Source organism: Stenotrophomonas sp. NRRL B-14846 (assembly GCF_050473585.1).
In the GTDB taxonomy this organism is placed as follows: Bacteria; Pseudomonadota; Gammaproteobacteria; order Xanthomonadales; family Xanthomonadaceae; genus Stenotrophomonas.
Genome location: NZ_JBFLUN010000023.1, coordinates 186,095 through 210,508 on the forward strand (window position 1 = coordinate 186,095; position 24,414 = coordinate 210,508).

Below are 24,414 nucleotides of genomic sequence, written 5' to 3' on the forward strand. Positions count from 1 at the left end.
GCGCATGGCTGGATGGCCGTGCGTCTTTTTTTTCAGGTAGTGCCGGCCGCTGGCCGGCAATCCCCAGATCCGGAACGGCGCGGTTGCCGGCCAGCGGCCGGCACCACCCGGAGCGTCAGCGCATCGGCACCAGCGCCGCGTCGCGCCGGTACAGCGCCGGGAACTGCTTGCCCAGCGCGGCCAGCTTCGGTGCGTCGTAGTAGCGGATGTAGGCCGCCTGCGGGTAGTTGCTCATGTAGTTCTGGTGGTAGCTCTCGGCCGGGTAGAAGCGCTGGCCGCTGACCAGCTGGGTGACGATCGGCGCGCGGTAGCTGCCGGCCTGGCCGAGCTGGGCGATGTAGGCGCGGCTGGCAGCCTGCTGGCGTGCGTCGTCACTGAAGATCGCCGAGCGGTACTGGCTGCCGTGGTCCGGCCCCTGTCGATCGAGCTGGGTCGGGTCATGCACTACCGAGAAGAACACCTGCATCAGCTGGCCATAGCTGACCTGGCGCGGGTCGTAGTCGATCTTCACGGCTTCGGCATGACCGGTCTGGCCACCGCTGACGCGCTCATAGTGCGCGTTGGCCGCGCTGCCACCGATGTAGCCGGACACCGCATTGCTCACGCCCTTGACGTGCTGGAACACGCCCTGCACGCCCCAGAAGCAACCACCGGCGAACACCACGCTGGCATGGGTGGCGTCATCGCGGAACGCGGCGTCGCCGCTAGGCGCAGGTAGCGTCTTGACCTGCGCGCTGGCCTCGACCGGTGCCGCGACCGCGCTGTGGTCGACCAGCAGCACGCCGGTGATCAATGCGGCAGCCACCAATCCGGCGACACCGGCGGCGATGCCCTGTTCAAAGGAGAGTTTCATGGTGTCCTCCCGGTTCAACCGAAGGTGAAGGCATAGGCCTGCACGCCCGCATCGAGGAATTCGATCTCGAAGCGGTGCGGGCCGACCGTGCCGCGCTGGCGGACCAGCTGGTACAGGCGGTGCTCGTCGACCACGCCGCTGCCATCGGTGCCGACATCACTGCCGGCATCGGCGGCGGGCAGCGGCTTGCCGTCCAGCCAGACGCGGAAGCGCACTGGCCTGCCGTCCTCGCTCGGTGCCAGCACCAGGTGCAGGTCGCGTGCGTGGAACTGGAAGGCGATGCGGCCACCGGCTTGGTGCAGCTGTGCGGCCTCGTCGGTGACGGTCCAGCGCCCGGACAGTCCCCATTGGTTCAACGCCAGGGCGGCCGGTAGCGTGTAGTCGAACGCGGTGTCTCTGCGCTGCCCGCCGGGCGAGGCGAACTGCTCGGCGCGGGCGTGGCCCAGGTAGGTTTCCGGCGAACGCAGGTTGCCCATGTCGGCCTGCACGGCCACGCCCTTCAGGTCGGCGGCAGCGGGATCGGCCGGTGGCGGCAGGTTGGTCTGCCCGGCTTCGGTCAGCAGGCGACGGATCATCTGTTCCGAGCGCGCATAGTTGCCCTCGCCGAACTGGTGGCCGCGGATGTTGCCCTGCGCGTCGACGAAGTACTGCGCCGGCCAGTAGCGGTTGTTGAAGGCGCGCCAGATCGTGTACTGGTTGTCGAGGGCCACCGGGTACTCGACCTTCAGCTGCTGCACCGCCTTCATCACGTTGCGTGGGTCGCGCTCGAAGGCGAACTCCGGCGTGTGCACGCCGACGACCACCAGGCCGTGGTCGCGGTAGCGTCGCTCCCATTCGTGCACGAACGGCATCGCGCGCAGGCAGTTGATGCAGGAATAAGTCCAGAAATCGACCAGCACCACCTTGCCGCGCAGCTGCTGTGCACTCAGCGGCGGGCTGTTGAGCCAGCCGGTGGCACCGTCCAGCGCGGGCAGGGTGCCCTCCACCGGCAGCGGTGCATCGGCACCGGCATTGGCGCCGGCCATCATCATCATCGGCGGTGCCGCCGGCTGCGCGCCGGGTACTGCGTCCAGCAGGCTCTGCTCGATGCGCGCGGTGCTGACCGTGGACAAGCGGGTCAGCAGGCCCGTATCCCAGCCGAGGCCGATCGCCACGACGGCCAGCAGCGCGCCCACACCCAGCACCTTGCGCAGGACATCGCCGAGGCCGAGCCGCGCCTGCATCGCGCGGAACACCCGGCCGCCGATCCACACCGCCAGCGCCAGCGCGGTGATCGCACCCAGTGCATAGGCCAGCAGCAGCGCAGTGGTGCCGACGCTGGCGCCATGCAGGGCGGCGCCGGTCAGCACCAGGCCGAGGATCGGCCCGGCGCACGGTGCCCACAGCAGGCCCGTGGCGATGCCGATCAGCAGCGAGGTCCACGCGCCGCCGTGCCCCGCGGCATCCGCCGCGTCGGCGCGCGCGCTCAGGCGGGCACCCACGCGCTGGAACGGTGCCAGCAGGTGGTCGGCCAGCCGTGGCCAGAGCAGGGCGACCGCGAACAGCGCCATCAGCAGCAGGGCGATCCAGCGTCCGACCTGGTTGGCCTGCGCCACCCATTGGCTGCCCACCGCGGCCAGGCTGGCGACCACGGTGAAGGTGAGCGCCATGCCCAGCAGCAGCGGTAGCGTGCTGCGCAGGAACGGACGGTCGGCACGCGCGAACACGAACGGCAGCACCGGCAGGATGCAGGGGCTGAGCAGGGTCAGCGCGCCCCCCAGATAGGCAAGCAGCAACAGCAGCATGGTCAGGCTCCGGAAGCAGTGGAAGAACCGACCGGTACCCGCCAGCCGTCGGCAGTGCCATCAGTGGCACCGGGAACGAACACCATCGCCGCACCGTTCATGCAGTAGCGCAGCCCGGTCGGGCGTGGCCCATCGTTGAACACATGGCCGAGATGGCCGCCGCAGCGGCGGCAATGCACCTCCACCCGCAGCATCCCGAAGGTGACGTCGCGGTCTTCGCCGATGGCGTTGTGCAGCGGCGCCCAGAAACTGGGCCAGCCGGTGCCACTCTCGAACTTGGTGGAGGAGGAGAACAGCGGCAGTGCACAGCCGGCGCAGGCGAAGGTGCCCTGCCGGTGTTCCTTGTTGAGCGGGCTGCTCCACGGCCGTTCGGTGGCCTGCTGGCGCAGCACCGCGTACTGCGCCGGGGTCAGGCGCTGGCGCCACTCGGCATCACTGTGCATGACCTCGAACTGTCGCGACGGACGCGCTTCGGCGGCGGCCGGGGCGGCGCGGCTGCAGGCCCCCAGGCCGAGCAGCCCGGCGGCGGTGGCAACACCGCCCAGGCCCAGCAGATGGCGGCGGGAGAGGGACATGGCGGACTCCGGGAAGGGGCGACGGGGCCATGCTGCGCCCGCCCGGGTCAACGAATCCTCACGCAGGATTCAATTTTTCGTGAGGTATCGGCGGCCGTCCCGCGCCACAATGCAGCCAGCCTCCCCACTGGCCCCGAGCTGCCGATGTCCACCAAACGCGTGCTGATCGTTGAAGACGATGCCCACATCGCCGACCTGCTGCGCATGCATCTGGGCGATGAGGGTTACGACGTCGCCCATGCCGCCAGCGGCGATGCCGGCCTGCGCCTGCTCGAGCAGGACGGCCCGTGGGATGCGCTGGTGCTGGACGTGATGCTGCCCGGCGTGGACGGGCTGCAGGTGTGCCAGCGTGCACGCGCGATGGCACGGTATGTCCCGATCATCATCATCAGCGCGCGCGGCAGCGAAACGCAGCGCATCGTCGGCCTGGAACTGGGCGCGGACGATTACCTGGCAAAACCCTTTTCGATGCCGGAACTGGTGGCACGGGTGCGCGCGCTGCTGCGCCGCGCCGAGGCGATGGCGCAGAGCGCGCGCATCGATGCCGGCGCGATCGAGCTGGGTGGGCTGCAGCTCGATCCGGTCGCGCGCACCGCCTCGGTGGATGGCAACACGCTGGAGCTGACCCCGCGCGAGTTCGATCTGCTGTTGTTCTTCGCCCGTCATCCGGACCAGGTGTTCGCGCGCATGGAACTGCTCAACCAGGTCTGGGGCTACCAGCACGATGGCTACGAGCATACGGTCAACACCCACATCAACCGCCTGCGCAGCAAGATCGAACCCGACCCGGCCAACCCACGGCGGTTGCTGACGGTGTGGGGCCGCGGCTACAAGCTGGTCGACCCGGCCGGGGCGGCGGCATGATCAAGCCCAACCTGTGGCAGAAGCTGGCGGTGGTGACCGCCGCGCTGATGCTGATGTGCTGCATGGCGCTGCTGGCGCTGCAGATGCGCGCCAATACCCGCCATGAGCAGGAGGTGGTGCAGCGGCTGTCGCTGGGCCTGGCCGAGCACATCGCCCAGCGCAGCGAACTGATGGACACCAGCGGCATGCGCGATGCCGCGGTGCGCGCGTTGTTCGGCCAGTTGATGGCGGTCAATCCCAGCGTCGAGGTCTACCTGCTGGACGACCAGGGCCGCATCCTCGGTCACGATGCGCCCAGTGGCCATCTGGTGCGCAACCGGGTGGACGTGGCACCGCTGCGCCGCCTGCTGTCGGGTGCGCCACTGCCGATCCTCGGCGATGACCCGCGCAGCGCGGACGGCCGCAAGGTGTTCAGCGCCGCACCATTGATCGTGCAGGGCCGGCCGGCTGGCTATGTGTACGTGGTGCTGGTCGGCGAGCACCGGCAGATGCTCTCCGATGATCTTGCCGCCGGCAGCCAGTGGAACACCACGCTGTGGTCGGTGGTGCTGGTCGGCGGCCTCGGCCTGTTTGCCGGGCTGGTGGCGTTCTACTGGGTGACGCGCCCGTTGCGGCGGCTGACCCGGCGGATCCAGGCCTTCGACATCGATGCGCCCACGCCACTGCCGCCGCCGGAGCCGCTGCGCCCCGGTGAGCGCGACGAACTGGTGATCCTCGAACATGCGCACGCGCAGATGGCGCAGCGGCTGGGCGAGCAGTGGCAGCAGCTGCGCCAGCAGGACCTGCAGCGCCGTGAGCTGGTCGCCAACATCTCGCACGACCTGCGCACGCCGTTGTCGTCGCTGCACGGCTACCTGGAAACGCTGGCGTTGAAGGACGCCACGCTGTCACCGGACGAGCGCCGCCGCTATCTCGGCATTGCGCTGGCGCAGAGCGCCAAGGTCGGCCGGCTGGCACGCGCGCTGTTCGAGCTGGCGCGGCTGGAGCACGGCGAAGTGCGTCTGGAGTGGGAAGTGTTCGCGCTGCCGGAGCTGCTGCAGGACGTGCTGCAGAAGTTCGAACTGGCGGCGCAGGCGCGCGGCCAGCAGCTGCACGCGGCATTTCCACCCGGCCTGCCGCTGGTCCGCGCCGACCTGGGCCTGGTCGAGCGGGTGCTGACCAATCTGCTCGACAACGCGCTGCGGCATGCGCCCGACGGTGGCCAGATCGAGGTGCGCCTGCGCGCGACCCCCGACAGCGTGGAGGTCAGTGTTGCCGATGATGGCCCCGGGGTGGCGCCGGCGCTGCGTACCCAGCTGTTCCAGGCACCGGCCGCGCTCGGCGCGCGGCGTGGCGACAACGGCGGACTGGGCCTGTTGATCGTGCAGCGCATCGTGCAGTTGCATGGCCGCCGTATCGAACTGCGCGACAGCGAACGAGGCGCGCTGTTCGTGTTTGCCCTACCGCGCGCGGAACCGGCGGTCTAGCAGACCGCGTCGCCCTCCACGACACCGCCGGTTTCCAGCGGCAGGTGCAGGCGGATGCAGGCGCCGCCCAGCTCCGAATCGGTCACCTCGACATGGCCGCCATGCTTGTCGGCCACCACCTGCACCAGCGCCAGGCCGAGGCCGAAACCGGGGCTGCCCGGGTCCAGCCGCACATACGGTTGCAGCACCTGGCCGCGCAGTTCCGGCGCGATGCCGGGGCCGTCGTCCTCCACCTGCACGCACAGCCAGCCGTCATTGACCGTGCTGGCGATGCGGATCTGCCGGCGCGCGTAACGCAGCGCATTGCCGAGCAGGTTGCGCAGCGCCAGTTCCAGCATGTGCCGGTTGACGTTGACCAGGCCCACGGGTGACAACGCCTGCTGCACCGGCATCGGCAACGGTGCGAACTGGGCCACCACGCCGCGCACCAGCGCCGCCAGCTGCAGGCGCTGGCGGGTGAGTTGATGGCAGCGGCCCAGTGCGGCGTATTCGACGCCGGCATCGGTCAGGTGCTGCAGCCGATCGACATCGGTGCGCAGACCGCCCAGCGCATCGCGCTGCACATCGTCGAGCGCGGTGTCTTCCAGGTCGGCCAGGCCGAAACGCATCCGTGCCAACGGCGTGCGCACCTCGTGCGCCACCGCCTGGGCCAGCACGCGCTGGCTTTCCAGCAGCTGCTGCAGCTGCTCGGCCATGTGGTTGAAGGCGTTGGCCAACGGACGCACAAGCGCGGTACCGGCACGCGGCGCGCGGGTATCCAGCTGGCCGTCGCGCATCTGCCGCGCGGCCTGGGCCAACTGCGAAACGTCGCGCCACAGCCGGTAGACCATCACGTACATCGGCAGTGCCACCGCCACCATCAGGATCAGCAGCAGGATCGCCACGCCGGATACTTCGCTGTCCTGCCAGCCCTCGTCCGGCAGCGCTTCATCCAACGGGCCCAGCATCACCGCGTAGTCGCTGTCGCCGATCCGCTGCAGGCTGCGCATGTGCTCCAGGTCGATCTGCACGCGGCCGTTGTTGAACGGCGGGCGCTGGCTGGCCGGCAGCTCCTTCACCGCCTCGGCCAGCGGCACCATGCGCAGCGCGTAGGCGAAATCGGCGTCGAGTTCGCGCGCCAGTGCCGGCCACTGCTCGCGCGGGGTTTCGGCGAAGCGGTGCTGCAGCAGCGCATGGGTGCCGCGCATCTCGGCCTGAAGACCGGCTTCCGTGCGGTCTTCCAGCAGAGCATCCCAGGCCCACAGGCCCAGCACGATCAACAACAGGTGGGCGACCAGGAAACCGATGCCGTAGCGCAGGAAGTGGAAGGCGTGGCCGCGCATCGCCGAGGGCGTGCGCTTCATCCCCATGCCGAGCGGCTGAACAGGTAGCCGCGGCCACGGACGGTCTTGATCCGTTCCGGCTGCTCGGGGTTGTCGCCCAGCTTGCGGCGCAGGCGCGAGATGCGGGCATCGATCGAACGGTCCAGGCCGTCGAAGGCGATGCCACGCAGGCCGCGCAGCAGCGCATCGCGGTCCAGGATCTGGCCGGCGTTGCTGGCCAGCAGGAACAGCAGGTCGAACTCGGCCGTGGTCAGCTCCAGCAGGCCGCCCTGCAGGTGCACGTTGCGGGTGGACGGGTCGATGTTCAGCTCGCCGAAGCGCAGGCTGCCGTCACGCGGCTCGACCCGGCGATGGCGGCGCAGGTGGGCACGCAGGCGGGCCAGCAGCACCCGCGGTTCGATGGGTTTGCCGATGTAATCGTCGGCCCCCAGTTCCAGGCCCAGCACCTGGTCGATGTTGTCGGTGCGGGCGGTCAGCACGCAGATGATGCCGTCATAATGGGGTCGGATCTGCCGACACACTTCGAAACCATCCTGGTCGGGCAGGCCGACATCGAGCAGCACCAGCGCCGGCTTCTCGGCCAGGATCCGGGCCACTGCGCGCTCGCCGCTGCGCTCGTGGGCCACCTGGTAGCCATGCCGTTGCAGGTAGTCGCTGACCATCGTTCCCAGGCGGGCATCGTCTTCGACCAGTACGATATCCAGCATTTCCAAGGCCTCCGTGGGCGCAAACGTACCGCCACGGCACGAGCGCGGCGATGCTATCCCAGCCTTCGGGCCGCCCGGGTCCCGGGGGCGGGCGCCATTCAGCCGGGGTTGCTGGCGCACGGGCCGGGTCTCAGTCCCGGCAACAACTTGGCGTCCAGCATAGCCTGTTGCTGTTACAAAACGTTACCTTCGTGATACGGCTGGTGACGATCGCTGACAGCAAAGCGACTGACGCCGCGCAGCCCGGGGCCGAGCATGGAGTCTCCTCCGCTCCGCGTGCCGTCCCCATGTCGCCCGCCGCCCCCTGCCTGCCGAACCCGTCCCGCCGCTGCCAGTGCGGAGGCTTCCGATGAGCGGCGTGGTCGGGGCCTGGCTGCCGCCCGCCGAAGACGAGCAGCTGCTACAGCAGCTGGCCCCGATGCTGCGCGCCCTGCAGCAGCGTGGGCGTGGCCGCATCGGCTACTGGACCGACGCCGAGGCCGGCCTCGCGCTGGGCCATTGCCGGGCGCCGACCGATACGCCGTTGCAGCCGCTGAGCTCGGACTGCGGTCGCTACGTGCTGTGCCTGGACGGCCGCCTATACAACCGCGGCGACCTGCAGGCGCAGCTGCGCGATCTGCCCCGCAGCTGCAGCGATGCGCGGCTGCTGCTGCAGGCGATCGTCGAATGGGGCGTGCAGCGGGCACTGTCCCGTATCGAAGGCGCGTTCGGCTTCAGTGTCTGGGACCGCGAGTCGCGCGTGCTGTGGCTGGCCCGCGATCCGGTGGGCGAGCGACCGCTGTATTACGGCTGGTACCAGGGCCAGTTCCTGTTCGCCTCCGAGTTGAAGGCGCTGCAGGCCTTCGCCGGCTTCGCGCCGAGCATCGACCAGGATGCGCTTAGCCTGCTGCTGCGCCACGACTATGTGCCGGCGCCGCACACCATCTACCGTGGCATCCACAAGCTGGTGGCGGGCGCGATGCTGCGCATTGATCTCAGCGACCATGCCGCGGGTTGCTCCAGCCAGGCGGCGCAGGGGGGAACGCGCTACTGGTGCGCACGCGACGCGATGCAGAGCGCACTGCAGGAGCCGCTGCAGCCGGCGCCGAGCCTGGAACAGGCCACCGACCAGCTCGAAGCGGTACTGCAGAAGGCCATCGCTTCACGCATGCACTCGCCCCTGGCGTGCGGCGCGTTCCTGTCCGGCGGCACCGACTCCTCGCTGGTGACGGCGATGATGCAGGCACAATCGACCCTGCCGATCGAGGCGTGGACGGTCGGCTTCGACGATCCGGGGCATGACGAGAGCGACTGGGCGTCGCAGGTCGCGCGCCACCTGGGTGTGCAGCACCACCTGCACCGGATGGACGCGCGCCAGGGCCTGGACCTGCTGCAGCGCCTGCCGCAAGTCTGGTGCGAGCCCTTCGCCGACGCCTCGCAGCTGCCGACGCTGCTGGCCAGTGAACTGCTGGGGGCGCGCAAGCCGGTTGCACTGACCGGTGACGGTGGCGATGAACTGTTCTTCGGCCACCCCAGCTATGGCCGCGCGCTGCGCAATGCGCGCCTGTGTGGTGGCCTGCCGGACTGGGTACGCGATCTGGCGCGGCGCAGCGGCAACCGCATGAACGTCGAGCGTGGCCGCCTCGGTGGCTGGCGCGCACTGGTGGCTGAGGTGGCTGCCAACGATGTGGAAGGTCATTACCTGCAGCGCGTGACCCGCTGGCGGCAACCGGCGCAGGTGGTGCTGGGTGCGCGTGAGCCGGTGACGATCTTCCAGCAGCAGGACACGGCGCTGCCGGCCGAGGCGCGCATCCAGCTGTTGGATTTCCGCATGGACCTGGCCGAGGGCATCCTGGCCAAGGTTGATCGCGCGGGCATGGCGGCGGGCGTTGAAACCCGTGCGCCGCTGCTGGACATGGAAGTGGTGCGTTTGGCCTGGCGGCTGCCGCAGCATCTGAAGTACCACGATGGCGAGCACAAGCTGATTCTGAAGCACCTGCTGGCGCGCTACCTGCCGGAACCGCTGGTGTATCGCCCCAAGCGCGGTTTCGGTCCGCCGATGGCGCGCTGGCTGGCCGGTCCGTTGCGCGACTGGGCGGAGGCGCTGCTGGACCCGCAGCTGCTGCGCAACCAGGGCTGCTTCGATGTGGCACGCGTGCGCGGTATCTGGGAGGCGTTCCTGCGTGGCGAGCGCAAGTGGCACACGCACCTGTGGAACGTGCTGATGTTCCAGGCGTGGCACCAGCACTGGCACGGTGGTCGCGGGCGCTGAGGTTCCTTCGCGGTGTGTTCTGCGTGGCGCAGGGCGGAGGCCCTTGCCTACGAATGTCCTCCGGCGCCGGCCGTTGGCCGTCACCTCCCCCTTTACTTCGTACGCAAGGGCCTCCGCCCTGCGTTCGGAGTTCGTCGGCGCCTCGTTGAAAGTCGCCCGCGCGCGTTGCGCTCTCCTCACCGCACGCCGAGCCTCGTCGGGGTGGGCAGGGGTCTGGGCAAAGTAAAGGAGGAGGTGACGGCCACCGGCCGGCGCCGGGGGACATTTGCCCAGGCCCCTGCCTGCCCCGGCGGGGCCCATCAGCGGGCGGAGAGTCCAGACGAAGACGCGCTTGTGGCGGTGTGTTCTGCGTTCGGAGTTCGTCGGCGCCTCATTGAGAGGCTGCCGCGAGCGCTGCGCTCTACTCACCGTAAGCCGAGCCTCGTCGGGGCGGGCAGGGGTCTGGGCAAAGTAAAGGAGGAGGTGACGGCCAACGGCCGGCACCGGGGGACATTTGCCCAGGCCCCTGCCCACCCCGGCGGGGCCCTTCAGCTCGCAGAGAGTCCAGGCGAAGAAGTGCTTTGGAATCCGAACGCCAGGCAAAAAAAGACCCGGCAGAGGGAGGGATCTGCCGGGTCCGGATTGCGTGGGGGGAGGGACCCACGCAATGAGCGTTGCGTCGCGTCAGTGGTTGTTCGCGTCCGCCGTTGATTCGTTGTAGCCCTGCACCAGATCGGACCACGCCTTGCTGGCCTGCAGGCCGAGACCGACCACGTCCTGCTGGGCCTGGCCCAGCCGCTGCAGGTTGTCCTGCCACAGCTGCGCGCCCTTGGAGAGCGTCCCGGCCGCATCCTCGCCGCGGGCCAGTTCACCCAGCCAGCCGCCGGTCGCGGTCAGGTTGCGCTCCATCACCTTCAGCTGCACGCCGAACATGCTTTCCGCGTTCTCCAACGCCAACCTGTTCGCACGCGTTGCCGCGGCGGCGAGCTGGCGGGTGGCATCACTGAAGCGATCGCTGAAGGCGGCGGCCATGGGGCATCAGGGAGTGGCTTGATGCAATGCAGCATACGCCCTTGATGCGGCAATGCAACAAAAATAACAAAGGCGCCCAAGGCGCCTTTGGAAAACCTTTCAGATCAATGGGTTGATCAGGCCGCCGGGCCGCGGTAACGGCACCCCGACGTGCAGGTTTCGTGCACGGTGATCTCGCTCAGCGCCGGCAGGCTCGGCTTGAGCTCGTTCCAGATCCACACCGCCAGGTTCTCGCTGGTCGGGTTCTCCAGGCCGGGAATGTCATTGAGGTAGTGATGGTCCAGGCGGTCGTAGATCGGCTGGAAGGCCGCCTTCACGTCACCGAAGTCCATGATCCAGCCGGTCTGCGCGCCGGGTTCGCCCTCGACCTTCAGTTCCACCCGGAACGAGTGGCCGTGCAGGCGCGCGCACTTGTGCCCCGGCGGCACGTTGGGGAGGCGGTGCGCCGCCTCGAGCATGAAGACTTTGAAGATTTCCATGCCGCGATTGTACGCCGCAGGCCGCCGGGCAGCCTGAGCGGAGGTTGGGCTTTCGTGAAGAAAGCCTTTCCATCCGGATGAAGAGATGATAGTTTCTCTTATATCCGTATGAAGAGATGTTATTGGCCGGGCCCCGGCCAGGCATGGACTACTGCGGAACTTCGTCGCCCTTACCACCTCCCCCACATCGTCATGCCCAAGCACACCCTGCTCGTGGCGGCCCTGGCCGTCGCTCTGGCCGCGCCTTTGTCCGCCGCCGCCGAAACCTCCGCCGACGCCAGTGGCGAAGCCAGCACCCTGGCCGCCGTGCGCGTCACCGGTTCCAACATCAAGCGCACCGATACCGAAGCCTCCAACCCGGTGCAGGTGATCGGTCGCCAGCAGCTGGAACAGACCGGCAAGGCCACCGTGGCCGATGTGCTGCGTTCGATCTCGGCCAATACCGGCAACGCCAGCAACGAAACCACCAACAACGGTTGGGCCTCCGGCTCGGCCGGCATCGGCCTGCGTGGCCTGTCGCAGAAGAACACGCTGGTGCTGCTCAACGGCCGCCGCCTGGCCAACTACGGCTTCCCGGCCGGTGGCCTGTCCGACACCTTCGTCGATCTCAACGCGCTGCCGCTGGTCGCGGTCGAGCGCATCGAAGTGCTCAAGGACGGCGCCTCGGCGGTGTACGGCTCCGACGCCGTGGCCGGCGTGGTCAACATCATCACCCGGCAGAACTTCGAAGGCGCCGAGATCGGCGGCAGCTTCGGCGGTGCCGACCAGGGCGGCCTGCACGAGCAGAACCTGAAGTTCGTCGGCGGCCTCGGTGATCTCGACACCGATGGCTACAACATCCTCTTCAGCCTGCAGGGTTACAACCGCGAGCGCCTGGACCAGGACGAGCGCAACCTGACCAAGAGCGGCATCTACACCGACAAGCCCGGTGGCCGCTGGAACGGCTGGTCGGCCAAGGGCGCGCGCTATCTGGTCAACGGCGTGTCGGTGCCGATGCTCGACGCCAACGGCAACTGCCCGGCCGGTACCACCCGCGTCGCCAGCGCGCCGATCGACGGCCTGGCCGGCGATACCTGCGGTTTCAACCAGGCACCGTTCACCACGCTGATCCCCTCGACCAAGCGCTACCAGGCCTATGCCAACGGCACCTTCCGCCTGAACGACAATGTCGAAGCCTTCGGCGAAGTGCTGTACAGCCAGATCAAGAGCGCCGCGTGGTTCGGCAGCAGCCCGTTCTTCACCCTGGAAAGTGGCCGTTTCGCACTGAACGCGAACAGCGGCCTGGCCGAGCCGGTGTCATCGCTGCTGCCGGCCAACAATCCGTACAACCCGTACGGCCGCGCGATCCCGATCGAATACACCTTCTTCGACCTCGGCGGCACGATCAAGACCAACCGCTCCACCGCCTATCGCGGCGTGTTCGGCCTGCGCGGCACCACTGCCAACTGGGACTGGGAAGTGGCCGCATTCGGTGCGCGCAGCAGCGAGCGCGAGAGTGTGTCCGGTGGCTTCGCCAACCGCTGGGCGCTGGCCGATGCACTGGCCACCGGCAGCTACAACCTGCTGGACCCGTCGGCCACGCCGCAGTCGGTGCGTGATTCGATCAACATCGCCACGCTGCGCCCGGCCGAGTCCAAGCTGCAGGGCGTCGACGCGAAGATTTCCGGCAGCCTGGGCCACACCTGGGCCGGCGAGATCGGCTTCGCCGCCGGTGCCGAGTGGCGCCGCGAGAAGCTCGATTCCAACAACCCGTGGCAGATCGATGCCGGCCTGCAGGTGCGCCCGGCCATCGCCGAAGTACATGGCCAGCGCCAGGTCAGTGCCGCCTACGCCGAAGTGAACGTGCCGCTGGCCTCGACCCTGGAGCTGTCCGCGGCCGCGCGTGCCGATCACTACGACGACTTCGGCGATGCGTTCTCGCCGAAGATCGGCCTGCGCTGGCAGCCGCTCGACTTCCTGCTGGTGCGTGCCTCGGCGTCGAAGGGCTTCCGCGCACCGTCGCTGTCGGAAAACTCCAACAGCACCAGCATCGCCTACGGCAGCGTGGTCGATCCGCGTGATCCGGACGTACCGGGCTCGCGCCAGAACCCGACCTTCTTCACCGTTGGCAACAACGAACTGAAGCCCGAGCGCACCAGGAGCGTGAACTTCGGCGTGGTGCTGTCGCCGTGGGCCAACACCAACCTGAGCGTGGACTACTACCGCATCCAGCTCGACAACCTGGTCGGCACCAACAACACCCAGACCCTGGTCAACGACAACGTGGCCGGTGCCGTGCAGCGCGACGAGCGCGGCAAGCTGCAGGCGGTCTACAACCGCTACCAGAACCTGAGCGAGCTGAAGACCTCGGGCATCGACGTTGAACTGCGCCAGCGCATCCCGACCGCTGCGCTGGGTGACTTCACCGTGTCCTCGGCCTACACCCACGTGCGCGACTACCGTCGCCCGACCGTGGTCGGCGGCCCGCTGGTCGACTACGCCGGCAGCAACCTCGGCGCGACCCTGCCCAAGGACAAGGCCACCACCACGCTGGACTGGAAGTACGGCGACTTCAACGCAGCGGTCACCTGGTACTACACCAGCGGCTACCGCCAGGAAGCCAGCACCGCCGCCAAGGCCGTGCAGCAGCGTGTCGGCAGCTACAGCCAGTACGACCTGTACCTGGCCTACACCGGCATCGACAAGCTGACCGTGTACGCCAAGGTGCAGAACCTGGCCGACAAGACGCCGCCGTACGACGCCTCGTTCCCGGGCATCCGCGCGCCGTACGACTTCAGCCAGTACGACCTGCGCGGCCGCTACTTCACGCTGGGCTTCGATTACCGCTTCTGATCCATCCGCCGCGGCCGGTCACCTGCACGGACCGGCCGCGCGACCGTCTGCCGTTGTGTTCCAGGGGAGTCACCGTGTCCTTGCATCGCCGTGCCGTTCTTCCGTTGCTGCTTGCCGTCGCCGCCGCACTGTCCCCACCGCAGCCGGTGCAGGCACAGAGCGCCTACTTCTTTCCGCAGGTGGCCGACGCAGCGGCGTTCGATACCGCCGTGCCCACGCCGGAGCAGTTCCTCGGCTATCCGATCGGCAGCCGTTACACCCGGCACGACCAGCTGGTGGCGTATTTCCAGGAGCTGGCCAGACACTCGGACAAGATCAGCGTGCGCGAGATCGGCCGCAGCTATGAAGGCCGTCCGTTGCTGATCGCCACAGTCACTGCTGCGGGCAATCATGGGCGGCTGGAGCAGATCCGCCAGCAGCACGCGACCCTGGCCGATCCGGCACAGCCGCGCAGCGTGGCGGGCGACAGCCCGGTGGTGGTGTGGCTGGGCTACAGCGTGCATGGCAACGAGACCTCCAGTGCCGAGGCAGCGATGCTGACCGCCTACTACCTGGTGGCCAACCGCAGCGCAGAAACCCAGCAGTGGCTGCAGCAGGCGGTGGTGCTGTTCGACCCGGCGCAGAACCCGGATGGCCGCGATCGTGCCGCCAACTGGCACAACGCCTGGGCCTCCGAACCGGCCTCGGCCGACCCGGCCGACAAGGAGCACGTCGAGCCATTCCCGCAGGGCCGCACCAACCACTACTTCACCGATCTCAACCGCGACTGGCTGGCCCTGACCCAGCAGGACTCGCGGCCGAAGGTGGAGGTGTTCCACCAGTGGTACCCGAACGTGCAGATCGACTTCCACGAGATGGGAAAGGACAGCACCTACTACTTCGAACCGTCGCCGAAGAGCATGCACAGCCCGCTGATTCCAGCGGCGTCGTATGAATTCAACAAAACCCTGGCCAAGTACCACGCGCAGGCGTTGGATGCGCTGGGCTCGCTGTACTACACCGGCGAGAACTTCGACAACTTCTCGCCGGTCTACGGCTCCACCTACCCGGACTTCCATGGCGCGGTCGGCGTTACCGTCGAGCAGGCCAGCTCGCGCGGCCGCGTGCAGGAATCGGTGAACGGCCTGCTGACCTTCCCGTTCACCATCCGCAACCAGGTCGCTACCGGGCTGGGCACGGTGCGTGGCGCAGTGACCGAGCGCAGCGGCCTGTTCGACCTGCAGAAGCAGTTCTTCCAGAGCGCACTGAAGCAGGCCGCGCAGCAGCCGGTGAAGAGTTTCGTGTTCGGTGATGTGCATGACCCGGCCCTGACCCGCCGCCTGCTGGAACTGTTGCTGCTGCATCGCATCGAGGTGCGCGCACTGGATCGTGATGTCACTGTCGATGGCCAGCGCTTCGATGCCGGCAGCGCCTACGTGGTGCCGGTGCAGCAGGCGCAGTTCCGCCTGGTGCATTCGATCTTTGCCGAGACGCCGCCGATCAAGGGCGATGTGTTCTACGGCAGCACCAGCTACGCGATCGCACCGGCCTACGGCGTGGCCTTTGCGGGCAGCCGCAGTCGCATCGACGGCGGCGCACGCGTGGCCGCGCTGCCGGCGGGGCAGAGCGCCGTGCTGGGCGGCCAGGCCGGATTCGCCTACGCGATCGACTGGCGCGACTACAACGCCGGACGCGCGTTGGCCGCGCTGCAGGACAAGGGCGTGAATGCACGCGCGGCATTCCAGCCGTTCACCACCGCGACCACGCAGGGCGAGGTCAGCTTCGCCGCCGGCAGCCTGGTGATTCCGGTGGCCGGGCAACCTCTGCGGGGTACAGCGTTGCTTGAAGCAGTCACGTCTGCCGCGCGTGCTGCCGGTGTGCAGGTGCACGCGCTGTCCAGCGGCCGCAGCCGCGAGGGCATCGACCTCGGCAGTGATGGCGTCAAAGCGCTGCGCAAACCTGCGGTTGCGCTGGTGATGGGCGAGGGCGTGGCCGCCACCGAGATCGGCTCGGCCTGGTTCCTGTTGGACCAGCAGCTGCGGTTGCCCGCCAGCAAGCTCGATCCACAGCAGCTGGGCAAAGCACCGCTGGATCGTTACACCACCATCGTGCTGTCCGGTGGAACCTACACAGGCATCGATGCCACGGCGGTGGCTGCACTGAAGCGCTGGGTGCAGGCCGGTGGTTCACTGGTGACCTATGGCAGTGCCTCGAAGTGGGCGATCGAACAGAAGCTGGCCGACGGCGAGAAGCTCGGCAAGGAAGAAGACGCTGCTGACGAAAGCCGTCGCGCGTTCGGCGACCAGCGCGACATCGCCGCGATCGAGCGGGTCAGCGGCAACATCCTCAGTGCCGACGTGGATACCAGCCATCCGCTGGCGTTTGGCGTGCCACGCCGGCAGCTGGCGATCAACAAGGAAAACACGGTGACGCTGCAGCCGAGTGCGAATCCGTTCTCGACGGTGGTACGCATCGACACGCCGCCGCGGGTGAATGGCTATCTGTCCGAGCGCAATCGCACGCGGGTGGCGGGCAGCGCGTGGCTGCTGCTGTCGGCGCAGGGGCAGGGCAACGTGGTGCTGTTTGCCGATGATCCGGCGCATCGCAAGTATTGGCACGGGACGGATCGGTTGCTGATCAACGCGATCTTCTTCGGGAATCTGGTGAATCCGAGTAAGGCGCGGGGTTGAGGCGTTTGGCGCCGAGTTGTTGCTGGGTTTGGGAGGCAGGGGGCCTCAGCCAGGACACGCCGTAAACCCCGCTCCGCGGTCCGGCCCAGCCGCTGGCGGCTGTGCGTTCGGGCGCTTGCGAAGCAGTGCTTCGCAAGCAAAGCACCCTCACCCCTGGGGGCTCGATGGCGCCTTGCTCGTGTGCGCTGTCCTGCGCACACGGCAAGGCCGGGGTTGGGCGTCCTGCCTAACCCGCCCGAGGCATGCCTCGGGCCCATGGCGCCAACGGTCCTGGCTGAGGCCCCCTGCCTCCCACGACAGTTTCCTGCGGGCGCGGACGCATCAAACCCAAGGCGGGAGCAAGGGCAAAAGCAAAAGCAAAAGCATCAGCACTTGCTCTTGAACTTGATCTTGATCTTGATCTTTCTTCGCCCGGCTACCCGGCGGGAGAAGAAGGCGCAGGCAATGCTTGAAGCGGATGGGCATGGGGACAGCGCAGAACCGTTGGCGCCATGGATGGCGCCATCGAGCTTACATGGACGTATTTACAGCGTGTTCTGCGCTGTCCCCATGCTCATCCGCCCTCGGTACTGCCACCGCATGCTTCATCACCCGGTAGCCAGTAACAAAAAAGGACGGCGCGTCAGCGCCGTCCCCCGATAGCCTCCCGCGCGGCGGGAAGCACAACAGCTGTCAGCTGTGATCAGCCGGCGCGACCGCCGCCGTTGCCACCCTGGCCGCGGCCACGGCCGCCACCATTGCCGCCTCCGCCACGACGCTGGCCCTGACCGGCGCCTGCACGCTGCTGGCCATTGCCACCGCCCTCACGACGGCCACCACCGGCCTTCTTCGGGCCGGCATGCGCGTGGCGCGGTGCATCACCGTGCGGACGGCGCGCGTGGCTCTTGCGCGGTGCGCGCTCGCCGGTATCGTGCTCGGCCTTGCCCGGCGCACTGTTGCCCCAGCGGATCGGCGTCTGCAGCTCGAAGCCCGGCACATCGCGGATGTCCATGTCGCGGCCCAGCAGGCGCACGATCGCGCGCAGCAGCTTCACTTCGTCCTGCGCCACCAGCGAAATCGCCTGGCCGGTCGCGCCGTTGCGGCCGGTGCGGCCGATGCGGTGCACGTAGTCCTCGGCCACCATCGGCAGGTCGAAGTTGATCACCTTCGGCAGCTCGTTGATGTCGATGCCGCGCGCGGCGATGTCGGTGGCCACCAGCACGGTCACGCGGCCGGCCTTGAAGTCACCCAGCGCACGCAGGCGCTGGCCCTGGCTCTTGTTGCCGTGGATCGCCGCGGTCTTGATGCCCGACTTTTCCAGGAACGTGGCCAGCTTGTCGCTGCCGTGCTTGGTGCGGGCGAACACCAGGGTCTGCTCGCGGCTGTCCTGCGCCAGCAGGTGCAGCAGCAGGTCGCGCTTGCGGCCGGCATCGACCGGGTGCACACGGTGGGTGATGGTCTCGGCCACGGTGTTCTTCGGCGTCACCTGGATCTGTTCCGGGTTGCGCATGAACTCCAGCGCCAGCTGGCGGATGTTGTCCTCGAAGGTGGCCGAGAACAGCAGGGTCTGGCGGTTCTGCTTCGGCAGCTTGGCCAGGATGCGCTTGATCGACGGCAGGAAGCCCATGTCGAGCATGCGGTCGGCTTCGTCCAGGATCAGCACTTCGATGCCGGACAGGTCGACGCTGCGACGCTCAAGGTGGTCGATCAGGCGGCCCGGGCAGGCCACCAGCAGGTCCACGCCACGGCGCAGGATGTCCAGCTGGTTACCCATGCCGACGCCGCCGTAGATGCAGGCGCTGGGGATGCGCAGGTACTTGCTGTAGCCACGCAGGCTGTCATGCACCTGGGTAGCCAGTTCGCGGGTCGGGGCCAGGATCAGCGCACGCGGCTTGCGCGGGCCGGCACGTACTTCCTGCGAGGCGGTGCCCAGGTGCTGCAGCAGCGGCAGGCCGAAGGCAGCGGTCTTGCCGGTACCGGTCTGTGCGCCGGCCAGCAGGTCGCGACCGGCCAGCGCCAGCGGGATCGCCTGCTGCTGGATCGGGGTCGGGTTTTCGTAGCCCTGCTCGGCGAGCGCGCGCAGCAGGAAGGGCGCCAGGCCCAGCGATTCAAAAGACATTGAGTTTGCTCCAAGTACAAGAAACGCCTGTCCGAACGGACAGACGGGGGCAGATCAAACTGATCGGCTGACTCGGAGCGTTCCCGTGAACCGCGCTGCGAGAATTGGGTGCAGCCGGCACGAAGCGCAGGCTGGAATGCGTGACGAACGGCGTCGGAGTGGGGGCGGGCGAAGAGGGCGGACCCTGGTCGCCGGCGATCCCGGAGGGAAACGGACGGCCGCTGCAGACCCCTCAAGTCTAAACGATATTTGAGACTTCACGCAAAAAGGCCTGTTCAGGTAGGGGGGCTCTCTGCAGGGCTGCGCCCTGCACCTGCAGAGGCCGGAGCAACGTCAGCGTCAACGTCAAAAGCTGGTTTCCTGAGGGATGGCGGGGTGGGTCCGGTGGCAGGGGACGCTGCAAGTACGTCCATGTAAGCTCGGTCGCCGCATCCATGCGGCTCACGCCCCTGCCACCGGACCCACCCCGCCTTCGACAGTTTTCCGCGATCTGTTGGAAATGCTTTTGGGGTCAGATCGTTTTCCGCAGGAAAACGATCTGACCCCAAAATTTCATTCGATATCTGACAGATGTGCCGACCAACGGTCGGCACCCACCAACAGCCGCCGCGGGGATCTGTCGGGGGTGGGGCGGTGTGGGTGGGTAGGACCGTTGGCGCCATGGATGGCGCCATCGAGCCCCCATGGGTGAGGGCGCTTTGCTTGCGAAGCACTGCTTCGCAAGCGCCCGAACGCACAGCCGCCAGCGGCTGGGCCGGACCGCGGAGCGGGGTTTACGGCGTGTCCTGCCGGCCCACACCGCCCCGCCCAACCAGCAGAAAGCCAGAGCCGCTTTTGACGTTGCCGTTGCCGTGGCCCTGGCCTCTGCGGGTGCAGGGCTGCAAGCCCTGCCGAACCCCCTCCTGCGGTAGGGTGGGCCGATGCCGCGCTGCAGCTTGGCGCCGCCGCAGATTTGATTACACTTGAAACTTGTTTGCCCACGACTCCGGACACCCACCCATGAAGCTTGGTTCTTTGAAGGAAGGCGGCCGCGACGGCACCCTGATCGTCGTCTCGCGTGACCTGCGCCACGGCGTGCGCGCCACCGGCATTGCCGCCACCCTGCAGCAGGCCCTGGAGGACTGGAGCCACATCGCACCGCGCCTGAACGCCCTGTACGAATCGCTCAACGCCGGCGACGCCGATGGCGTGTTCGACCTCGATCCGCAGGCGCTGGCCGCACCGATGCCGCGTGCCTATGAGTTCGTCGATGGCAGCGCCTACCTGCCGCATGTCGAGCGCGTGCGCCGCGCCCGTGGCGCCGAGGTGCCGGAGAGCTTCTACACCGACCCGCTGATGTACCAGGCCACCAGCGCCGGCTTCTATGGCCCGCGCGACGCGGTGAAGGTGGTCAGCGAGGACTACGGCATCGACCTGGAAGCGGAGATCGTGGTGATCACCGACGATGTGCCGATGGCGGCCACCCCGGAACAGGCGGCGGGCCACATCCAGCTGGTTGGCCTGGTAAACGATGTCTCGCTGCGCAACCTGATCCCGGGCGAGCTGGCCAAGGGTTTCGGCTTCCTGCAGTCCAAGCCGCGTTCGGCGCTGTCGCCGGTGTTCGTCACCCCCGATGAGCTGGGCGGCGCATGGCAGGACAGCAAGGTGCACCTGCCGTTGCTGACCCACATCAACGGGACGTGGTTCGGCGCACCGGAAGCGGGCGTGGACATGCAGTTCAACTTCGCCCAGCTGGTCGCGCATGCGGCCAAGACCCGTCCGCTTGGCGCCGGCACCATCGTCGGCTCGGGCACCATTGCCAACGAGGACACCAGCAAGGGCGCATCGTGCTTCGCCGAGCAGCGCGTGGTCGAAACCCTGCGCGATGGCAAGCCGAGCACGCCGTTCATGTCGTTCGGTGACGTGGTCCGCATCGAGATGCTCGATGCCGCCGGCAACAGCATCTTCGGTGCGATCGAGCAGCGCATCGAACAGGCGACCAGGCCCTGAGCAGGGAGGCGGCGATGGAGATCCCGGTCGACGACGGCATCGTGCTGTACACCTACTGGCGATCCAGCGCCGCCTACCGCGTGCGCATCGGCCTGGAGCTGAAGGGCCTGGCCTGGGACGCGCGGCCGGTCCATCTGGTGCGCGAGGGCGGCGAACAGCACCTGGACGCCTATCGCGCGCTCAATCCGCAGCAGCTGGTGCCGACCCTGTTGCATGACGGGCATGCGCTCACCCAGTCGCTGGCGATCCTTGAGTACCTGGATGAGCGCTTCCCGCAGGTGCCGCTGCTGCCGGCCGACGCCGCCGGCCGCGCGCGGGTGCGGGCGCTGGCCCAGCTGGTGGCCTGCGACATCCACCCGATCAACAACCTGCGGGTGATGCAGTACCTGGAGCGCACCCTGCAGCTGCCGGCCGATGCCCGCACGCAATGGACCCTGCATTGGATCGCCGAGGGCTTCGCTGCGATGGAAGCCCTGCTGGCCAACAGCATGGACACCGGCACTTTCTGCCACGGTGACCGTCCCGGCCTGGCCGATATCTGCCTGCTGCCACAGCTGTACAACGCGCATCGCTTCGGCCTGGACCTGGCGCCGTACCCGACCCTGCGCCGTATCGAAGCGGCGTGCCAGGCAGTGGACGCCTTCGACCGCGCCCGCCCGGAAAACCAGCCCGACGCCGCCTGAAAGTAGAGGGGACGGAGGGGATTAAGTCGTAAATGCACTTACGACTTAATCCCCTCCGTCCCCTTTTTGCTGCAATCGGGCCAGGTCATCGCGGAACAGCCGGTAGGCATCCTCGCGCCGCGCATCGTTGGTCTGCCGCAACACCCATGCCGGGTGCACCGTGGCGTAGCCGCGCGTGCCATCCTCGAGGGTGTGCCAGTGTCCGCGGTCGCGTGAGAGGTCGAAATCACGACCGAATACCGAGGCTGCTGCTGTCGCGCCGAGGCACACGATCACCTGCGGCCGCACGCGCGCGATCTCACTGATCAACCAGGGGCGGCAGGCCTGGATGTGGCGGCTTTCCGGTCGCTTGTGCAGCCGCACCTTGCCGCGCCGTTCATGGTGGAAGTGCTTCACCGCGTTGGTGAGGTACAGCTGGGCGCGATCGATTCCCAGTTCCGCCAGTGCGCGGTCCAGTACCTGGCCGGCAGGTCCTGCGAACGGATGTCCACGCAGATCCTCGGTGTCGCCAGGTTGTTCTCCGACCAGCATCACTTCGGCCCCTGCTGGCCCCTGCCCGAACACCGTCTGCGTGGCCTGCTCCCACAGCGGGCACTGGCGGCAGGCACTGGCCTGTCCACGTAGATTCTCCAGGCTGCTGGCATCGGTTGCCGATGTCGCAGCGTTCGCTTGTCGGGGAATCCGGCGCTGCGGTGCCTGCGCGGGACGGTCATGCATTTCCTGCACGCGGTCGGCCGCGTCTCTTACCAGGCGTGGCAGCAACTGTGCCTCAGGCAGGTGGCGCCAGTACTTTGCCGGCATCTCCTGCATCATCATCCGTGTGTTGAGCCGTGCCGGATTGAAGATGCTCGCGTAGTAGGTCTGCCACAGCGACTCGCGTGCGTCCTCGGCCGGGGCATCCTCGCGCCGTGCGCCGGGGCCGAAAGCAAGCGCCTGCCCATCCCAGGCGACGCTGCGCGAAGGCGTTAGGATCGCCCAGTGCATGCCGGTAAAGCGGCGCGCGAAGAACGGCGCGACCCGATCGACAATGTGGTGCTGTGGCTCGAACCAGGCGATGAACGCATCAGGCTGGCCATGCACCTCGCGGAAGCGCACGAATGCCTTCATCTTGTGCGTGTCACGGCGGACCGCCTGGGCCATGGCCATCGCCCGCAGTACGTCGGCATCGGCGGGGTTTGACAGCACCGAGCGTTCGCCATGGGTGATGCGCCACAGCAACCGGTACAGGAGGGCCATGCGCTGCCCGTCGCGATGACACAGGCAGGTGGCCGCCAGCTCCAGGAAGTCGCGCGGTACGTTCGGTGCGCCAGCATCGGCCTGCACGGGCGCCGAGGTGACCGCGGGTGCATCCAGCAGTGATGCGTCGCTGCCCTCCAGCCAGTCCAGCTGCTCCGGCGCGACGTCGCGCAGCAGGGCTTCACGCGCACCGTTGCGCCAGGCCTCCAGCGACCATGGCGGATCCACCCGCAGCGACCAGCGCTGCGTGTCAGGCCGCGGACGGTGCATCGAACAGCGAACCCTGTCGCGGGGGCGGGGCCAGTTGCGCGCGCAGCGCCGCCGGATCGTCCAGCGCCCTGCGCGGATGGTGGTCGGCCAGCTGCACGAACGGCAGCAGTTTGCTCATCGGCGCCTTCAGGCGTGCCACATCGGCTACCCGCAGGCGACCGTGGCGGCGCGCCATCAGCAGCCGTTTGACGTTGCGCACGCCCAGCCCGGGTACGCGAAGCAGCATTTCCTTCGGTGCGCGGTTGAGGTCCACGGGAAAGCGCTCGGGATGGCGGATCGCCCAGGCCATCTTCGGGTCGATGTCCAGATCGAGCATGCCGTCCTGGGTGGTATCGGTAATCTCATCCACGCCGTACCCGTAGAAGCGCAGCAGCCAGTCAGCCTGGTAAAGGCGGTGTTCGCGCTGCAGCGGCGGCGGCTGCAGTGGCAGCTGCCGGCTGGCGTCTGGAATCGGGCTGAACGCGGAGTAGTACACCCGGCGCATGCGGTAGTTGCCGTACAGACTCTCGGCGCTTGCCAGGATCTGCTGGTCGTTTGCCCCGTCCGCGCCGACGATCATCTGCGTGCTCTGCCCGGCCGGGGCGAAACGGGGAGGGCGCGGGCGTGCGACGCGGCTTGCCGTCGGCGCCACCGCGGCGGGGGCCTTGCGTGCCTCCTTGGCTTCCTCGATGCGCCAGCGCAGTTCGCCCATCGCCCCGCGGATCGAATGCACCGTCTTCTCCGGCGCCAAGGCGCTCAGGCCGGCTTCGGTCGGCAGTTCCACGTTGATGGACAGGCGGTCGGCATAGCGCCCGGCACTGGCCAGCAGTTCTGGCGAGGCCTCGGGAATGGTCTTGAGGTGGATGTAGCCGGCGTAGCGATGTTCTTCGCGCAGCTGCCGGGCCACTTCCACCATCTGCTCCATGGTGTAGTCCGCATTGCGGATGATGCCGCTGGACAGGAACAGGCCCTCGATGTAGTTGCGCTTGTAGAAGTCCAGGGTGAGCGTGACCACCTCCTCCACGCTGAAACGTGCACGGGGCACGTTGCTGGAAACCCGGTTCACGCAATAGGCGCAGTCGTAGATGCAGAAGTTGGTCAGCAGGATCTTCAGCAACGAAACGCAGCGGCCATCGGGCGTGTAGCTGTGGCAGATGCCCATGCCCTCGGTGCTGCCGATACCGCCACTGGCGCGCGAATCGCGCTTGCCCGAGCCGCTGGAGGCGCAGGAGGCATCGTACTTGGCGGCATCGGCCAGAATGGCCAGCTTGCGGATGGTTTCCATTGAGGAAACCTACGGATGAGGGGTCTCATTGGATGAGACCGCCTCTGAACGCTTCAGAAGA

Annotated in this window: 17 protein-coding genes; 7 read left to right on the plus strand and 10 right to left on the minus strand. The window is 67.9% G+C overall.

Going from position 1 to position 24,414, the window contains the following annotated elements:
• Positions 1 to 115: 115 nt before the first annotated feature.
• From msrA to msrB, 3 genes are read right to left on the minus strand one after another with little or no spacing between them, the layout of a single operon-like run.
• Positions 116 to 853 (minus strand): peptide-methionine (S)-S-oxide reductase MsrA, encoded by a 738-nt coding sequence (msrA, locus tag AB1281_RS22725; protein WP_430347120.1) that lies wholly within the window; start codon positions 851 to 853, stop codon positions 116 to 118.
• A 14-nt stretch (positions 854 to 867) separates the two neighbouring features.
• Positions 868 to 2,637 (minus strand): cytochrome c biogenesis protein DipZ, encoded by a 1,770-nt coding sequence (locus tag AB1281_RS22730; protein WP_430347121.1) that lies wholly within the window; start codon positions 2,635 to 2,637, stop codon positions 868 to 870.
• A gap of 2 nt (positions 2,638 to 2,639) precedes the next feature.
• Positions 2,640 to 3,212, minus strand: coding sequence for a peptide-methionine (R)-S-oxide reductase MsrB (gene msrB, locus AB1281_RS22735; RefSeq protein ID WP_014035865.1), 573 nt, complete (start codon positions 3,210 to 3,212; stop codon positions 2,640 to 2,642).
• A gap of 144 nt (positions 3,213 to 3,356) precedes the next feature.
• Here msrB and AB1281_RS22740 point away from each other — a divergent pair, with 144 nt between their 5' ends.
• Positions 3,357 to 4,076 (plus strand): response regulator transcription factor, encoded by a 720-nt coding sequence (locus AB1281_RS22740; RefSeq protein ID WP_014645826.1) that lies wholly within the window; start codon positions 3,357 to 3,359, stop codon positions 4,074 to 4,076.
• A complete protein-coding gene (locus tag AB1281_RS22745; protein ID WP_075675456.1) occupies positions 4,073 to 5,542 on the plus strand; it encodes a sensor histidine kinase in 1,470 nt (489 codons plus the stop codon). Before AB1281_RS22740 ends, AB1281_RS22745 begins: the two co-directional genes overlap by 4 nt.
• Here AB1281_RS22745 and AB1281_RS22750 read toward each other — a convergent pair.
• Together AB1281_RS22750 and AB1281_RS22755 are read right to left on the minus strand one after the other, a co-directional pair.
• Positions 5,539 to 6,885 carry an ATP-binding protein gene (locus AB1281_RS22750; RefSeq protein WP_430347122.1) on the minus strand — a complete coding sequence of 449 codons (1,347 nt, stop codon included), beginning with the start codon at positions 6,883 to 6,885 and terminating at the stop codon, positions 5,539 to 5,541. The genes AB1281_RS22745 and AB1281_RS22750 overlap by 4 nt on opposite strands.
• On the minus strand, positions 6,882 to 7,571 hold the full coding sequence (locus tag AB1281_RS22755; RefSeq protein WP_010484092.1) for a winged helix-turn-helix domain-containing protein: 690 nt from the start codon (positions 7,569 to 7,571) through the stop codon (positions 6,882 to 6,884). The genes AB1281_RS22750 and AB1281_RS22755 overlap by 4 nt, the downstream gene beginning before the upstream one ends.
• A 349-nt stretch (positions 7,572 to 7,920) precedes the next feature.
• Between AB1281_RS22755 and asnB the strand changes: the two genes are divergently transcribed.
• Positions 7,921 to 9,822, plus strand: coding sequence for an asparagine synthase (glutamine-hydrolyzing) (gene asnB / locus AB1281_RS22760; protein ID WP_430347123.1), 1,902 nt, complete (start codon positions 7,921 to 7,923; stop codon positions 9,820 to 9,822).
• 663 nt (positions 9,823 to 10,485) lie between these two features.
• On the opposite strand, the gene AB1281_RS22765 is transcribed toward asnB, so the two are convergent.
• On the minus strand, positions 10,486 to 10,833 hold the full coding sequence (locus AB1281_RS22765) for a phasin family protein (RefSeq protein ID WP_430347124.1): 348 nt from the start codon (positions 10,831 to 10,833) through the stop codon (positions 10,486 to 10,488).
• Between the two features lie 116 nt (positions 10,834 to 10,949).
• Positions 10,950 to 11,312, minus strand: a complete 363-nt coding sequence (gene queD, locus AB1281_RS22770) for a 6-carboxytetrahydropterin synthase QueD (protein WP_049444904.1) — start codon at positions 11,310 to 11,312, stop codon at positions 10,950 to 10,952.
• Positions 11,313 to 11,504: 192 nt separating this feature from the next.
• On the opposite strand from queD, the gene AB1281_RS22775 reads away from it, so the two are divergent.
• Both AB1281_RS22775 and AB1281_RS22780 read left to right on the plus strand, forming a co-directional pair.
• Positions 11,505 to 14,144, plus strand: a complete 2,640-nt coding sequence (locus tag AB1281_RS22775) for a TonB-dependent receptor plug domain-containing protein (RefSeq protein WP_430347125.1) — start codon at positions 11,505 to 11,507, stop codon at positions 14,142 to 14,144.
• 74 nt (positions 14,145 to 14,218) lie between these two features.
• The gene (locus AB1281_RS22780) at positions 14,219 to 16,813 is read left to right on the plus strand and encodes a M14 family zinc carboxypeptidase (protein WP_430347126.1); all 2,595 of its coding nucleotides are present in this window, start codon (positions 14,219 to 14,221) and stop codon (positions 16,811 to 16,813) included.
• 682 nt (positions 16,814 to 17,495) lie between these two features.
• Here the strand turns inward: AB1281_RS22780 and AB1281_RS22785 are convergent.
• Positions 17,496 to 18,911: a DEAD/DEAH box helicase gene (locus AB1281_RS22785; RefSeq protein ID WP_046428694.1), complete on the minus strand. Its 1,416-nt coding sequence runs from the start codon at positions 18,909 to 18,911 to the stop codon at positions 17,496 to 17,498.
• Between the two features lie 999 nt (positions 18,912 to 19,910).
• Here AB1281_RS22785 and AB1281_RS22790 point away from each other — a divergent pair.
• Together AB1281_RS22790 and maiA are read left to right on the plus strand one after the other, a co-directional pair.
• On the plus strand, positions 19,911 to 20,900 hold the full coding sequence (locus tag AB1281_RS22790; RefSeq protein WP_430347127.1) for a fumarylacetoacetate hydrolase family protein: 990 nt from the start codon (positions 19,911 to 19,913) through the stop codon (positions 20,898 to 20,900).
• Positions 20,901 to 20,914: 14 nt separating this feature from the next.
• Positions 20,915 to 21,583 (plus strand): maleylacetoacetate isomerase, encoded by a 669-nt coding sequence (gene maiA / locus AB1281_RS22795; protein ID WP_430347128.1) that lies wholly within the window; start codon positions 20,915 to 20,917, stop codon positions 21,581 to 21,583.
• A 45-nt stretch (positions 21,584 to 21,628) separates the two neighbouring features.
• Here maiA and AB1281_RS22800 read toward each other — a convergent pair whose 3' ends face one another.
• Positions 21,629 to 23,089 carry a UdgX family uracil-DNA binding protein gene (locus tag AB1281_RS22800; RefSeq protein WP_430347129.1) on the minus strand — a complete coding sequence of 487 codons (1,461 nt, stop codon included), beginning with the start codon at positions 23,087 to 23,089 and terminating at the stop codon, positions 21,629 to 21,631.
• Positions 23,070 to 24,353, minus strand: a complete 1,284-nt coding sequence (locus tag AB1281_RS22805; protein WP_014035878.1) for a putative DNA modification/repair radical SAM protein — start codon at positions 24,351 to 24,353, stop codon at positions 23,070 to 23,072. Before AB1281_RS22805 ends, AB1281_RS22800 begins: the two co-directional genes overlap by 20 nt.
• Between the last annotated feature and the right edge of the window lie 61 nt (positions 24,354 to 24,414).

Coding starts and splice junctions, on each gene's coding strand:
- AB1281_RS22775 (WP_430347125.1), top strand. CDS start 11,505: ATGCCCAAGCACACCCTGCTCGTGGCGGCCCTGGCCGTCGCTCTGGCC.
- AB1281_RS22805 (WP_014035878.1), bottom strand. CDS start 24,353: ATGGAAACCATCCGCAAGCTGGCCATTCTGGCCGATGCCGCCAAGTAC.
- AB1281_RS22740 (WP_014645826.1), top strand. CDS start 3,357: ATGTCCACCAAACGCGTGCTGATCGTTGAAGACGATGCCCACATCGCC.
- AB1281_RS22730 (WP_430347121.1), bottom strand. CDS start 2,637: ATGCTGCTGTTGCTGCTTGCCTATCTGGGGGGCGCGCTGACCCTGCTC.
- AB1281_RS22755 (WP_010484092.1), bottom strand. CDS start 7,571: ATGCTGGATATCGTACTGGTCGAAGACGATGCCCGCCTGGGAACGATG.
- AB1281_RS22750 (WP_430347122.1), bottom strand. CDS start 6,885: ATGAAGCGCACGCCCTCGGCGATGCGCGGCCACGCCTTCCACTTCCTG.
- msrB (WP_014035865.1), bottom strand. CDS start 3,212: ATGTCCCTCTCCCGCCGCCATCTGCTGGGCCTGGGCGGTGTTGCCACC.
- maiA (WP_430347128.1), top strand. CDS start 20,915: ATGGAGATCCCGGTCGACGACGGCATCGTGCTGTACACCTACTGGCGA.
- AB1281_RS22745 (WP_075675456.1), top strand. CDS start 4,073: ATGATCAAGCCCAACCTGTGGCAGAAGCTGGCGGTGGTGACCGCCGCG.
- AB1281_RS22790 (WP_430347127.1), top strand. CDS start 19,911: ATGAAGCTTGGTTCTTTGAAGGAAGGCGGCCGCGACGGCACCCTGATC.
- queD (WP_049444904.1), bottom strand. CDS start 11,312: ATGGAAATCTTCAAAGTCTTCATGCTCGAGGCGGCGCACCGCCTCCCC.
- AB1281_RS22765 (WP_430347124.1), bottom strand. CDS start 10,833: ATGGCCGCCGCCTTCAGCGATCGCTTCAGTGATGCCACCCGCCAGCTC.
- AB1281_RS22800 (WP_430347129.1), bottom strand. CDS start 23,089: ATGCACCGTCCGCGGCCTGACACGCAGCGCTGGTCGCTGCGGGTGGAT.
- AB1281_RS22785 (WP_046428694.1), bottom strand. CDS start 18,911: ATGTCTTTTGAATCGCTGGGCCTGGCGCCCTTCCTGCTGCGCGCGCTC.
- msrA (WP_430347120.1), bottom strand. CDS start 853: ATGAAACTCTCCTTTGAACAGGGCATCGCCGCCGGTGTCGCCGGATTG.
- asnB (WP_430347123.1), top strand. CDS start 7,921: ATGAGCGGCGTGGTCGGGGCCTGGCTGCCGCCCGCCGAAGACGAGCAG.